This window comes from Streptococcus sp. STC1396, from assembly GCF_058933875.1.
The window spans coordinates 16077-28744 of sequence record NZ_JBZYCU010000028.1; the positions used below are offsets into that span (position 1 = coordinate 16077).

Annotated in this window: 14 protein-coding genes, 1 pseudogene and 1 riboswitch; of the genes and pseudogenes, 3 read left to right on the forward strand and 12 right to left on the reverse strand. The window is 42.0% G+C overall.

All coding sequences use genetic code 11. The features are described from left to right. Nucleotides 1–352: 352 nt before the first annotated feature. The 12 genes from AC5FEC_RS09060 to AC5FEC_RS09115 form a co-directional block, all read right to left on the reverse strand. A complete protein-coding gene (locus AC5FEC_RS09060; RefSeq protein ID WP_493661976.1) occupies nt 353–1063 on the reverse strand; it encodes an ABC transporter ATP-binding protein in 711 nt (236 codons plus the stop codon). Next, the gene (locus AC5FEC_RS09065; protein WP_493661977.1) at nt 1063–1827 is read right to left on the reverse strand and encodes an ABC transporter ATP-binding protein; all 765 of its coding nucleotides are present in this window, start codon (nt 1825–1827) and stop codon (nt 1063–1065) included. Before AC5FEC_RS09065 ends, AC5FEC_RS09060 begins: the two co-directional genes overlap by 1 nt. Then, nucleotides 1827–2780 carry a branched-chain amino acid ABC transporter permease gene (locus AC5FEC_RS09070; RefSeq protein WP_493661978.1) on the reverse strand — a complete coding sequence of 318 codons (954 nt, stop codon included), beginning with the start codon at nt 2778–2780 and terminating at the stop codon, nt 1827–1829. The genes AC5FEC_RS09065 and AC5FEC_RS09070 overlap by 1 nt, the downstream gene beginning before the upstream one ends. A gap of 3 nt (nt 2781–2783) precedes the next feature. Beyond that, nucleotides 2784–3653, reverse strand: a complete 870-nt coding sequence (locus tag AC5FEC_RS09075; RefSeq protein WP_156956256.1) for a branched-chain amino acid ABC transporter permease — start codon at nt 3651–3653, stop codon at nt 2784–2786. 151 nt (nt 3654–3804) lie between these two features. Then, on the reverse strand, nt 3805–4965 hold the full coding sequence (locus AC5FEC_RS09080; protein WP_493661979.1) for an ABC transporter substrate-binding protein: 1161 nt from the start codon (nt 4963–4965) through the stop codon (nt 3805–3807). Nucleotides 4966–5054: 89 nt separating this feature from the next. Further along, the gene (locus tag AC5FEC_RS09085) at nt 5055–5324 is read right to left on the reverse strand and encodes a DUF2129 domain-containing protein (RefSeq protein ID WP_037614420.1); all 270 of its coding nucleotides are present in this window, start codon (nt 5322–5324) and stop codon (nt 5055–5057) included. Nucleotides 5325–5424: 100 nt separating this feature from the next. Further along, entirely contained in the window at nt 5425–6015 is a 591-nt protein-coding gene (locus AC5FEC_RS09090; protein ID WP_037614419.1) for an ATP-dependent Clp protease proteolytic subunit, read from the reverse strand. A 107-nt stretch (nt 6016–6122) separates the two neighbouring features. After that, complete coding sequence (gene upp, locus AC5FEC_RS09095) at nt 6123–6752, reverse strand: uracil phosphoribosyltransferase (protein WP_217472667.1); 630 nt, start codon at nt 6750–6752, stop codon at nt 6123–6125. Nucleotides 6753–6849: 97 nt separating this feature from the next. After that, nucleotides 6850–9510: a magnesium-translocating P-type ATPase gene (mgtA, locus tag AC5FEC_RS09100; protein WP_493661980.1), complete on the reverse strand. Its 2661-nt coding sequence runs from the start codon at nt 9508–9510 to the stop codon at nt 6850–6852. A gap of 277 nt (nt 9511–9787) precedes the next feature. Next, nucleotides 9788–9940: riboswitch (M-box (ykoK) riboswitch) on the reverse strand. A gap of 114 nt (nt 9941–10054) precedes the next feature. Next, nucleotides 10055–10237, reverse strand: coding sequence for a PspC domain-containing protein (locus AC5FEC_RS09105; protein ID WP_304949040.1), 183 nt, complete (start codon nt 10235–10237; stop codon nt 10055–10057). A gap of 81 nt (nt 10238–10318) precedes the next feature. Next, nucleotides 10319–10534, reverse strand: coding sequence for a DUF2798 domain-containing protein (locus tag AC5FEC_RS09110; RefSeq protein WP_493661981.1), 216 nt, complete (start codon nt 10532–10534; stop codon nt 10319–10321). Continuing rightward, nucleotides 10509–10817: a hypothetical protein gene (locus tag AC5FEC_RS09115; protein WP_493661982.1), complete on the reverse strand. Its 309-nt coding sequence runs from the start codon at nt 10815–10817 to the stop codon at nt 10509–10511. The genes AC5FEC_RS09110 and AC5FEC_RS09115 overlap by 26 nt, the downstream gene beginning before the upstream one ends. Before the next feature lie 158 nt (nt 10818–10975). Between AC5FEC_RS09115 and AC5FEC_RS09120 the strand changes: the two genes are divergently transcribed. The 3 genes and pseudogenes from AC5FEC_RS09120 (at nt 10976) to AC5FEC_RS09130 (ending at nt 12532) form a co-directional block, all read left to right on the forward strand. Next, nucleotides 10976–11395, forward strand: a complete 420-nt coding sequence (locus AC5FEC_RS09120; protein WP_493661983.1) for an NUDIX hydrolase — start codon at nt 10976–10978, stop codon at nt 11393–11395. A 55-nt stretch (nt 11396–11450) separates the two neighbouring features. After that, complete coding sequence (locus AC5FEC_RS09125) at nt 11451–12260, forward strand: peptidylprolyl isomerase (protein WP_493661984.1); 810 nt, start codon at nt 11451–11453, stop codon at nt 12258–12260. 92 nt (nt 12261–12352) lie between these two features. Next, nucleotides 12353–12532 (forward strand): annotated as a pseudogene (locus tag AC5FEC_RS09130) (zinc-ribbon domain-containing protein). Nucleotides 12533–12668: the final 136 nt, after the last annotated feature.

Consider the following 12668-nt stretch of genomic DNA (forward strand, 5'->3'; position numbering starts at 1 on the left):
AATTCGTCAAGCCAACCTGAAAATATCACCCTTTTTCATTTCAGAAACTAAAACTGCTCTGTATCTCGCCAATCACCACCAACAAATGCGTCGTATTCCTTGAATTTTCTTTCCAAATCTTTCTGAAGGGAGTTAGGGTTTGCATTTAAACCAGAGCAGTTTTCCTTCTCCCATATTTTATCATATTTTCACCCAATACTTAAAATGAAGAAACAGATTTAGAAAAAGACTAATGAGGAACTGCTGCATCTGTTTCCTCCCCAACACTTTAAAAATTCATGGAAGTTTCAAACAAAGAAAACTCGCTACCGCGAGTTCCCATCTGTAACCTGAAACAATCTCCCAGATTGTTTCAGCCACCTAAATATGCTTTGCGGACTTCGTCGGAAGTCAAGAGTTCTTGTCCCGTACCCGAAAGGACGACTTCCCCGGTTTCAAGGACATAGCCTCTATCAGCAATGGATAAGGCTTTATTGGCATTTTGCTCGATCAAAAGCACAGTTGTTCCCTGCTTTTGGATATCTTGAATGATATCAAAGATTTCTTGAATGAAGATTGGAGCCAGCCCCATTGACGGCTCGTCCAAGAGTAAGAGCTTAGGCGTAGACATGAGCGCTCGTCCCATGGCTAGCATCTGTTGCTCACCGCCAGAGAGAGTCGCTGCATCTTGGTTCTTACGCTCTTCCAAGCGTGGAAAACGAGAGAAGACTTTTTTGAGATTGGCTTGGTTTTCTTCGCGATTTTTCTTAAGAAAAGCTCCCATTTCAAGATTTTCCAAAACAGTCAGGCCTGGAAAAACATGGCGCCCTTCTGGAACCTGTGAAAGCCCCGTAGCTACGATTTTTTGAGCAGGAACTTTTTGAATTTCATTGCCGAGAAACTCAATCTTTCCAGCACTTGGACGAACCAAGCCAGAAATCGTGCGGAGGATGGTCGTTTTCCCAGCACCATTGGCACCAATAAGCGAAACGACTTCTCCTTCGTTGACTTCAAAGCTGACATCACGGACAGCCTGAATCATGCCGTAGTGGACGGATAGATTTTCAACTTTGAGCATGGACATTAGGCTTCACCTCCTAGATAAGCTTCAATAACGCGCTTGTCATTCTTAATCTCATCTGGCGTCCCGTGGGCAATCAAGCGGCCGTATTCCAGCACATAAATGCGCTCGGTCACTTCCATAACCAGACTCATATCATGCTCAATTAGCATGATGGTAATGTTAAATTCATTTTTAATCCGACGGATCAGGGCAGTCAGCTCAGCTGTTTCCTGAGGATTCATCCCAGCAGCTGGCTCATCCAAGAAGAGAATCTTAGGCTCTGTAGCAAGCGCCCGAACAATCTCCAGACGACGTTGCTGACCGTAGGCCAAATTTTTAGCCAAGGTTTCTGCTTCCTTATCCAAGTCAAAGATGGCCAGCAATTCCAAAGCTTTCGCTTTCAATTCTTCTTCATTTTTATAAAATGCCGGAAGGCGGAAGAAAGAAGCCAGTATATGAGGTTTATGGTGATTACCAAAAGCAATCAACACATTATCCAACACTGTCAAATCTTTAAAAAGACGAATATTTTGAAATGTCCGGCTGAGACCCAGAGTTGCAATTTTGTAAGGTGCCTTGCCATTCAGCAAATGCCCGTCCAAAGTGACCGTTCCCTCACTCGGCTCGTAGACGCCTGTCAAAAGGTTGAAAAGAGTTGTTTTTCCAGCACCGTTAGGACCGATAAGACCGACCAGTTCTCCCTCGTTCAATTCCAGACTTACATCGCTAACAGCCGTCAGTCCTCCGAAATTTTTGGTTAATTTTTGTACATCAAGAAGCGCCATTATTCTTTGACCTCCTTATTCTTTTTAAAGAGCTTAGACAGGCTCAGTTCCCAAGTACCCAGCAAGCCTCCTGGACGGAAAATCATCACCAAAATCAAGGCCAGTGAGTAAACAATCATCCGGACGCTAGAAATATCTTGCAAAAGCATATTGAGGATACCCAGTACCACCGCAGCTACAATTGTTCCAGTCATTGACCCGAGACCACCAAAAACGACGATAATCAAAACGTTAATCGTATTGATGAAAGAATAATCTTTTGGTACAACAGAACCAACGAACCCTGCCTGCAGAGAGCCTGCGATAGAGGCTGTGATAGCTCCGAAAACAAAAGCAAGCACTTTAATTTTTGTTGTATTGACACCGACAGATTCTGCTGCAATCTCGTCCTCACGAACAGACAAGGTGCTGCGCCCGATAGGACTGCGGAGAAAGTTGAGGGTTAAAATAGTCGTAATCACTACAAAGACATAAACCATCTGCCAAGATGTAAATGGAGGAATAGCCAGGATACCTGCTGCACCATTGGTCAATTCGCCTCCATTGACAATCAAAATCCGAATAATTTCAGAAACACCCAATGTCGCAATCGCCAAGTAATCTCCCTTTAATCGAAGAGTAGGAACACCGACAAGTAGTGCCACAGCTCCAGCAATAACAGCTCCAACCAGCATGGCAATAAAGAAAGCTCCGTAGGTCGGTGATTTTGAACCCATAATAGCTACTGCATAGGCACCAATCGCCATAAAACCAGCATGACCAAGCGAGAATTGCCCAGAGAAACCAACGATGAGATTGAGTCCGACAGCCAAAATAATATTAATCCCAATCTGCTCAAAAATTTGCAGATAAAAAGGATTCAAGATACCTGCACTGGCAAGCACTGTCATCAAACCGTATCCAGCGACGATTAGAGCAAGCCATAACGCATTTACTTTTAAATTCTTTTTCATACATTACACCTTCTCTTTCACGTTTTTACCTAGAATACCAGCAGGACGAACCAATAGAATAACAATCAAGATAGCATACACAATCGCATCCCGGAAATCTGACAGTCCAACTGCTGTTGCAAAAGTTTCCAACAGACCGATTACAAAACCACCTAAAGCCGCCCCTGGGATGATACCAATTCCGCCCAAAACTGCCGCAACGAAGGACTTGATACCCGGTGTCATTCCCATTAGTGGCTCAAGTGAATTGTAGTAAAGGGCAATCAGCACCCCTGCTGCTCCTGCCAAGGCTGAACCCAAGGCAAAAGTAAAGCTGATCGTACGATTGACATTGATTCCCATGAGCTGGGCAGCATCGCTATCCACGGAAACAGCCCGCATGGCTTTCCCCATTTTGGTTTTTTGCACGATAAACTGCAAACCGACCATGAGTAAAATAGAAATTCCCAAAATCATTAGTTGGATATTGGAAATCGAAACTGGTCCAATCGTATAACGCACCGTTTCAATCACCTGTGGGAAAGAACGAGTATTGGCACCTACAAAGAAGACCATGCCGTATTCCAAAAGGAAAGAAACCCCAATCGCCGTAATCAAGGCTGCAATCCGTGTCGAATTGCGTAGCGGTCGATAGGCTAAAAACTCAATCACTACACCGAGGATAGCTGTTCCAACCATAGATAAAATAAGGGCCACAAAGAAATTCAGGTGAAGGGTGTTAATCAGGTAATATCCCATAAAAGCACCGATCATATAAATGTCACCATGCGCGAAATTGATCAATTTGATAATCCCGTAAACCATGGTATAACCCAAGGCCAGAAGCGCATAAACACTCCCCAAAATCAATCCATTGGCTAGCTGCTGAAGAATTTGTTCGAGCATTCCACACCACTCTTTCTAATATAAAATAAGAGCAGAAACAACAATCTCAGACGAAGCCTTGTCTTGCCGTCTCTACTCAAACATCATAAGCAAGTAATAAACAAGCCAAAGACTGGGAATGCTCCCAGCCTCAGACCCTTTATTCAGGTTTAACTGTCTCAACAGTATCTACTTTACCATCTTTCAAACCAATCATCAAGGCTGTCTTAACAGGGTTGTGATCTTTATCAATGGTAATGGATCCAGTAACTCCTTCAAAGTCTTTTAACTTAGCAAGGTTATCTTTAATATCTACAGATGTTTTTGCACCCTTAGATGCTTCTGCTGCCATGTAAACTGCGTCATATGAGAGCGCTGCAAACATAGAAGGCTCTTCATTGTACTTAGCCTTGTAGGCTTCAACGAATTTCTTCGCTTTATCTGTCATGTCACCTGAAGTTGAGAAACCAGATACATAATAAACATTGGTTGCTGCTGCTGGAGTTGCTTGCTCTACAAACTTAGCATCGCTAAATCCGTCTGGTCCAACGATTGTTTGAGTGATACCCAAACCACGCGCTTGGTTCACCAATTTACCAGCTTCTGTGTAGTAACCTGGCACAACCAGTGCATCAAATTCTTTGCCTTTGATTTTTGTCAAAGCAGCTTGGAAATCTGAGTCACCAGAAGCGAAAGTTTCTGTCGCAACGATTTCACCCTTGTATTCTTTCTTGAAGGCTTCAGCCATTCCTTTAGCGTAGTCGCTTGAGTTGTCATAATAGAGAACAACTTTCTTAGCTTTCAAGTTTTCAGTTACATACTTAGAAATGATTTTACCTTGATAACCATCTATAAAAGTTGCACGAAACAGATAGTCTTGGTTTTTAGTCAAATCATCCTGTGTAGCACTTGGTGTTACCAAAGGCACACCAGCTTTACCAGCATTGGCAATCGCAGCCGCAACCCCACCTGAAGTCGCAGGACCGATGATTGTATTCACCTTATCTTGAGTCGCCAAGCTTGTAGAAATAGTAGCTGCTTCTGCTGTTTCTGATTTATTATCTTTATCAGTGACTTCGATCTTCTTGCCATCTACACCGCCAGCTGCGTTGATTTCATCAACAGCAAGCTGAGCACCGTGTTGTTCTGCAGTACCGTAAGCTGCTACAGCTCCAGTTTCTTCAAAGTTGAAACCGAACTTAAGTGTATCACCAATTTCTGTTCCAGTAGCGGATGAGTTGTTTGTCGAAACCTCACCACAAGCTGCTAAAAGTGCAGCACTAGCAAAAGCTACAAGAGAAAGTGCAAATTTTTTCTTCATAATAATTCTCCTCTATTTTGTTATTTGCAAATGATATAGTAAGAATATACCGAATTATCTGACAATTGTCAACCCAAATAAACTATTTTTTAAATAATAGCGTTTTCTTGACTCCTATGGAGACTACCAACAAAATCGGTATCTAGATCTTTAATATGACAAAATCGGATTCTTTTAATATATCTTTCCTTTGACAAACGTTTTTTTAGTTCATCAGCATGATCTTTATTAACATACAATTGAAGATAACGGTGCTTTTTAGAATGATACACAATATCGCCAACATCTTCTAATTTTTTAACATCGCGATTATAATAAAGGTAGATAATTAAGCCTATTCTTTCCTCTTTTGTAAACATAAAACTCCTCTCTTTTATTTTTCGTTCTACTTGCTCTATTGATTATATCAAAAAAATGCCCTTACGGAGCATTTTTTTCAAAACAGATTAAGTAGATTGACTAACTTAAATTGTTATTTGCCATAATTTCGTCAATAAAACCGTATTCTAGAGTTTCTTGGGCACTCATCCAATAATCCCGCTCAGCATCTTTATGAACTTGCTCAACAGATTTTCCAGAATTGTCAGCTAGGATTTGCTCTAAGGTCTTCCGAGTCTTAAGCAAATGCTCAGCTGCAATCGCCATATCTGTTTGCTGGGTACCACCGCCAGTGCCACCCATCGGCTGGTGAATCATGTATTCTGCATTCGGAAGCATGAAGCGTTTCCCCTTGGTACCGCTAGAAGCAATAATGGTTCCCATGCTAGCTGCCATTCCCATAACAATAGTTTGCACGTCTGATTTGATGAAGTTCATCGTATCAACAATAGCTAAACCAGCAGAAACAGATCCACCCGGCGTATTAACGTAAAGGTAAATGTCTTTGGTATTGTCCTGAGCATCCAAAAAAAGCAACTGGGCAATAACAGAGTTAGCCATATTGTCCTCAACAGGACCAGTCAGCATAATAATACGGTCTTTTAAAAGTCGTGAGTAAATATCATAAGAACGTTCACCACGGCTGGTTTGTTCAATAACTACAGGAATCATAGTTTTCTCTCTTTCTCTTTATTTAATTTTCTATCAAACTAGGAAATAGAATTTCAAATTACGAGACTATTATATCCTTTTGGTCAAAAAAGGTCAAATAGAAACTTTTACTTGGTTCCAAAAAGACGATCTCCCGCATCTCCCAGTCCTGGTACGATATAGCCGTGTTCATTGAGATGGTCATCCAGCGCTGCTGTGAAAATATCCACATCTGGATGAGCTTCCTGCAAAGCTTTGATACCTTCTGGAGCAGACACCAAGCAGACAAATGTAATATTGCTAGCACCACGTTTCTTCAGAGAATCCACTGCCAAAATAGCAGAACCACCAGTAGCTAGCATTGGATCTACAACGAAAATCTGACGTTGGTCAATATCTTCTGGCAGCTTCACCAGATATTCAACCGGCTTCAAGGTTTCTTCATCACGGTACATTCCAATGTGACCAACTTTAGCTGCTGGAACCAAACTCAGAAGGCCATCCACCATGCCAATACCTGCGCGCAAGATTGGTACGATGGCCAATTTTTTCCCTGCAATCTGCTTTTGAACGGTTTTCGTAATTGGTGTTTCAATTTCTACATCTTCAAGTGGTAAATCGCGCAACACTTCGTATCCCATCAGCATTGCGATTTCATCTACTAATTCACGAAATGCTTTAGTAGAGGTATCTGTACGACGCAAGATAGACAATTTATGCTGAATAAGTGGATGAGCGATAACTTCAAGTTTTCCCATGATTGGAGTTCCTTCTTTCAATTTATTCGTCTTATTATATCAAAAAAATATTGAAAAGGCTTGCCATAAGCAAACCTTCTTAAAGATTTTATTTGCTTTACAGCCATTCTCTGTAGCGCTTGATATAGAAATGTTTAACAAAGGTTACGCTAAACATATAAAGCACAATTATCAAGAAGAGGAAAAGGAAATATGTGCCATTCAGCGGAGCTGTCTTCAGGACAGACGCAAAGAGGCTGTATGGTAAGGAAGTGACAAAGAGCGCAGCCGCCATGGTCGTCACAATAAGGGACAAAGCAGGACGACTTTGCACAAAAGGCAGCTTAGGCGAACGCAGCATGTAGATAACCATGGTCTGGGTCCACATAGACTCAATAAACCACCCGGTTTGGAAAAGAGTGATAAAGATCGCTGCCTGTTCAGTACCAGCTTGATAATTTCCACCGGTCAGCATAGGCACAATAATAAAGTAAAGCACCAGATAGGTTAAAACATCAAAAACGGATGAGATAGGCCCGATCCAAGCCATAAAACGGGTGATGGAGCTAGCTGACCAAATATGAGGCTTCTTAAGAAAATCACTATCTACATTATCAAATGGCAGAGCTATACAAGACAAGTCATAAACCAGATTGAGGACAATCAAATGAACTGGTGCCATAGGCAGAAAAGGCAGAAAAATACTGGCAAAGAGAAGAGAAAAGATATTCCCAAAATTGGAACTGACCGTCATCTTGATATACTTGGTCATATTAGCATAGACTTTGCGTCCCTCTACCAACCCTTTCTCCAGAACCATGAGGTCCTTGTCTAACAGAATAACATCAGCCGTTTCCTTAGCAATATCGACAGCCGTATCAACAGAAATACCCACATCTGCTACTTTCATAGAAGGCGCATCATTGATGCCATCGCCCATGTAGCCAACCTTATGGCCATTGGCCTTGAGCTGAAGGATGATCCTCGCTTTTTGGTCAGGCGAGAGCTTAGCAAAGACCGTTGTACTTTCTACTGCTTGGCTCAATTCCTCATCAGATAAGGCATCTACCTCTACACCTAGCAAGATATTTTCTACATCAAGGCCAACCTTTTCACAGACTGCCTGAGTAACCTTCTCATTATCACCCGTCAAAATCTTAGTGGCAACTCCGTACTCAGCCAAGGTTTCAATGGCTGGAGCCGCAGATGGCTTAGGCGGATCCAGAAAGGCTAGATAGCCCGTCAAAATCATATCAGACTCATCCTCAACTTTAAAGGCGTAATCTTCTTCTAAGTCTGACTTGTAGCTAACACCAAGCACGCGCAGGCCTTGCTCATTGAGTTGAGCCACTTCTGCAAGGATTTCCTGACGAATCTCTTCAGTCAGTTCCGTAATGCGATTCTTGTATTCTACATAGCTAGAGATGGCCAGCATTTCCTCCAAGGCGCCTTTGGTCACCATGCTGATGATATTTTCATCATCCTTGACAATGACACTCATGCGACGACGCTCAAAGTCAAAGGGCAGTTCATCAATTTTCTTAAAGGTTTGGTCTAAATCACGAACAAGCTCATGCTTCTCCGCTTCTTTCTCCGTTCGGTTGATAATAGCCCGATCCATGAGATTTTTAAGGCCCGTTTGATAATAGGAATTGAGAAAGGCACGACGGAGCACTGCCAAGTCTAAATCACCATGAATATCTAGTGGGTATTCCAAGACAATCTCGTCTTGAGTCAGTGTCCCCGTCTTATCCGTACAGAGGATATCAATAGCTCCTAGGTCTTGAATAGCATTCAGTTTTTTTATCACGACCTTTTCCTGAGCCATGATAATGGATCCTTTAGCTAAGCTCGCCGTGATAATCATCGGCAGCATTTCTGGCGTCAGTCCAACTCCAACGCTGAGGGCAAAGACACCTGCTTCCAACCAGTCGCCATCTGTCAGACCGTTGATGAAGAAGACAACTGGCACCATGACCAGCATCAAACGAATCAAGAGCCAAGAAATACTATTCATCTCGCGCTCAAAAGAGGTCGGCTCATCGTAGGTATTAAGCGTCTGCTCAATGGCTCCCATCATGGTCTCGTCACCAACCACCAGCACCAGAGCTGTAGCTCTCCCGGAAATAACGTTGGTTCCCATAAAGGCCAGCGACTCTGTTTCTAAAAGGCTATCGAAATTTTGCCCATCCGCCTTGTTCAAACAGAGCTTTTCTACTGCGTCACTTTCCCCTGTTAGGCCAGACTGTTGTACAAAGAAATCGCGGGAATCCAGCAGCAAGACATCTGCGGGAATCATGTCTCCAGCACTAAGCTTGATGATGTCTCCTACAACAAGCTCATCAATCGGAAGTTCCTGCTCTGCTCCTTCTCGGATAACCGTAGCTGTGTTGACAATCAGCCGAGACAGATTGCTGGCAGCACGGTCGCTCCGCAATTCCTGAACAAAACGAATGCCTCCGGAAATCAGCACCAAAACGACAATAATGATGGAAGTCGTCGGGTCTTCCTCACCGGGCTTGGCCAGCCAGACATTTGTCACTAAGGACACCAGAGCAATCACTAGCAAAATAACCGTAAAGGGGTTAATAATAGACTCGTAAATCTTCTTAAAAATGGAGTCTTCTTGCCCCTTCGTGATGATATTTTCCCCATAGAGGTCCCGATTTTCTTCGACCTGCTCTTCTGTCAGGCCTCGAAAGGCACTATTGTAGAATGCTAAAGTCTCTTTTACAGGAAGCTGCAAAGCTGCAACTAATCTTTCTTTTACTGTTTTCATTGGTTTCTCCTTTATGTATGATTGATAATTTTCATACACAGAGACCAATCACTTTATGAGGACAGAACGACACAAATCAGCGATTGGCTGTGTATGTGCGGTTCCGGATGATCGTCAATTTGCATCGTGCTTCTCCTTTCTTTTATTCTTGATTTGTAGGGAATCAACTATTTACTTACTTAAACTACTTTCAGCAAAAAAGAAGACCCTGCCAATATCGGCAGGGGTGTTTGCATGTCAGGTTATTCGCTTCATTGTTTTAAACACACATAAAGCAAGCATTGACCGTTCAAGCTTTAACTCCATAAGGCGATGTAATGAACTTAGTCTTGACCTTGGCGATCAGGACTGTTGACCAACGAGTAGTGTCTCCACTGCTTTGCGGTAGTCATCCGTATCCTTATGGTAGCCTCACCTACCGATTTACACTCTTACTATACTCCTATTTAGAAGGACTGTCAACAGTTAAGTACCCTTAATTTCATTTTTGGAAATATATTTATTTAAAAAGAAAAGCAGCTGCATTTTGCAACTAGCTTTGGACTTATTCTTCTGGCAGAATCACCCAGAAAATGAGGTAGGGAAGAAGTCCAATCCCATAAGCGAAAAAAGAAACTCCCCAGATAACACGGATGATGACTGGATCTATATTAAAATAACGAGCTAAGCCGGAGCACACCCCTGCAATGATTTTATCATTGGCATTTCTTGTTAATCGTCTTGCCATAATCAAGCCTCCTTCAGACGGACTACAAATTTTTATCAAACTAAACGAATGATTCTCACATTATTTTACCACAATTTTTCCTTAAATAATCGTCGGAAGTTCATCGTCGTCTTCAAAGTCTTCGAGCTTTTCCTCGCATGGGAAAGGTTTCTGGATACGCCCTATTATAAAACGAGAGAAGGGACCAACCAGCAGAAAGTTGAGGGGAACAGCCATTACAAAATTTGTTCCCCAAGCTCCCAAATAGCTTTCCATTGACAAGACTTCACCATTAAAAAGCAGACCATAAATAGACATCAATGATACCATTGCTAGCACCATACCCCCAGATATGACCGCAATCTTTTGCCAGCGCTTGTGATAATCTTTCAAAAAGCGAAATGCTAGTCCTTTGACCAAAGGTCCTACTTAAAAGAACATCTAATAAAAAATCAGTTATAAAACCTGATAAAAAGCCAGCGGCTAAATTTCCCAAAAAGAAATGTTCCAGCAAATAGAGGTTCCAAACAGACATCCCCAGGACCATCAGACTACACATGAACAGCGTGAAAAACATGGTATCCTTAAAATCTCTAGGCATAAGCACTCCATTTCTTGTTTAAGAAAAATCATTCTAACATAAATATTTTTTTCTCGTAAGCAGAATTTCAAGAAAATATTTTCATAGGTTCAGATTCGCAATTCTTGGCTATTTTTGCTAGACTAAGTAGAAGAAAACCATTGAAAAGGAGAAAAAGGATGCGAGCAGGTGTCATTATTTACAATCCTTTGTTGGACAAGATTTTACTGATTCACCGTTGGAAGGATGGACAAGAGTATTTCGTGATTCCTGGGGGAACTATCGAGTTTGAAGAAAGTCCATTACAAGCCGCTCTGCGGGAAATAAAAGAAGAAGTCAATCTTAGCTTTTCTGCTGACCAGCTATGCACAGCTTTTTCCTTTAATAATCAGGGCAGAGAGGAGCATTATTTTTACACCGACTTAAGTACAGCTGACACTCCTCTCATGCAGGGCGAAGAAGTCCAGCGAAGTAGTCTCCAAAATATTTACCAGCCCGAATGGGTCAGCTTGCGAGATATTGACAGCCACAATCTGCGCCCAGAAAGTCTCAAATCCCTGCTCTTGGAATTTCTGACACAGGAAAGTTTGAAAAACTAAACCACTTATAGTAAAATATCAATAATTTATAAACTTATGCTCAGAAAGGTTCCTTATGAAAAAAATTATTCTTTTCAGTCTTTTATCCACTCTTGCTCTGGCAGGCTGCTCCGCCAAAGAAGAGTCCAACACCCAGTCCTCCAGCAATATTAATCAATCTTCTGCTACCAATACCAGCTCTGAAGATGCTGAGACTCAGAAGCTCCGCGAGCAATACAAGGATGCTATGACCAACGAAAATGCCAACTTCCCACAGCTATCTACAGAAGTTACCGAAGACGAAGCCGAGGTCAAAATCACTACTACTCAAGGAGACATCCGACTCAAGCTTTTTCCAACATACGCTCCTCTAGCTGTCGAAAATTTTCTGACACATGCTAAGGAAGGTTATTATAATGGCATCATTTTTCACCGCGTTATCAATGATTTCATGATTCAGGCAGGTGATCCAAAAGGAAATGGCACAGGCGGCGAATCCATTTGGAAAGGAAAAGATACTGCCATTGACTCAGGAAACGGCTTCAAAAACGAATACTCCCCTTATCTCTACAACTTGCGTGGTGCATTAGCCATGGCCAATGCCGGAAAAGACACGAACGGCAGTCAATTTTTCATCAACCAAAGTAAGAAAGATTTATCCAACCAATTACCTACAGATACATTTCCAGCTAAAATCATTGAAGCTTACAAAAACGGTGGAAATCCAAGTCTTGATGGTGGATATACTGTCTTTGGGCAAGTGATTGAAGGCATGGATGTGGTAGATAAAATTGCTGCTGCAGAAACAGACAGCAGCGACAAGCCCAAAGACGACATCAAGATTGAAAAAATCGAGATTATCAAGGACTATGACTTCAGCAAATAAGCTTGCTACCCAACGAATAAAGAAGGGAAATCAAGATGATTGTCTGGGGATATAAAGGTTATCAGAAAAACTTGGGCTAGACTCAAAGCAAAATTGAGTGCACAAACTGTAACAATGCTGCGCCTTGCGACATTGTTGAAACTGGTCGGAAGTTTATTCTTTACTAGATTCCAATCCTTCCTTATGGCAAAAAAATCTACCTCGCCTGCTCAGTCTGCCAGCATGGCAAACAGATTGAAAGGCAGGAAATCGAGCAGTTTTTGAATTATTAACAACAGAAAGAGGCTGGGACAGACAGCCATGACGACATAGCCGTCACCCACAGAAACACGAAAATAAAGACAAAAGCCCTCATTTAGAAGTATAATCTAAGTGAGGGCTTTGTGGTTGATAATTTCTTGAATATCA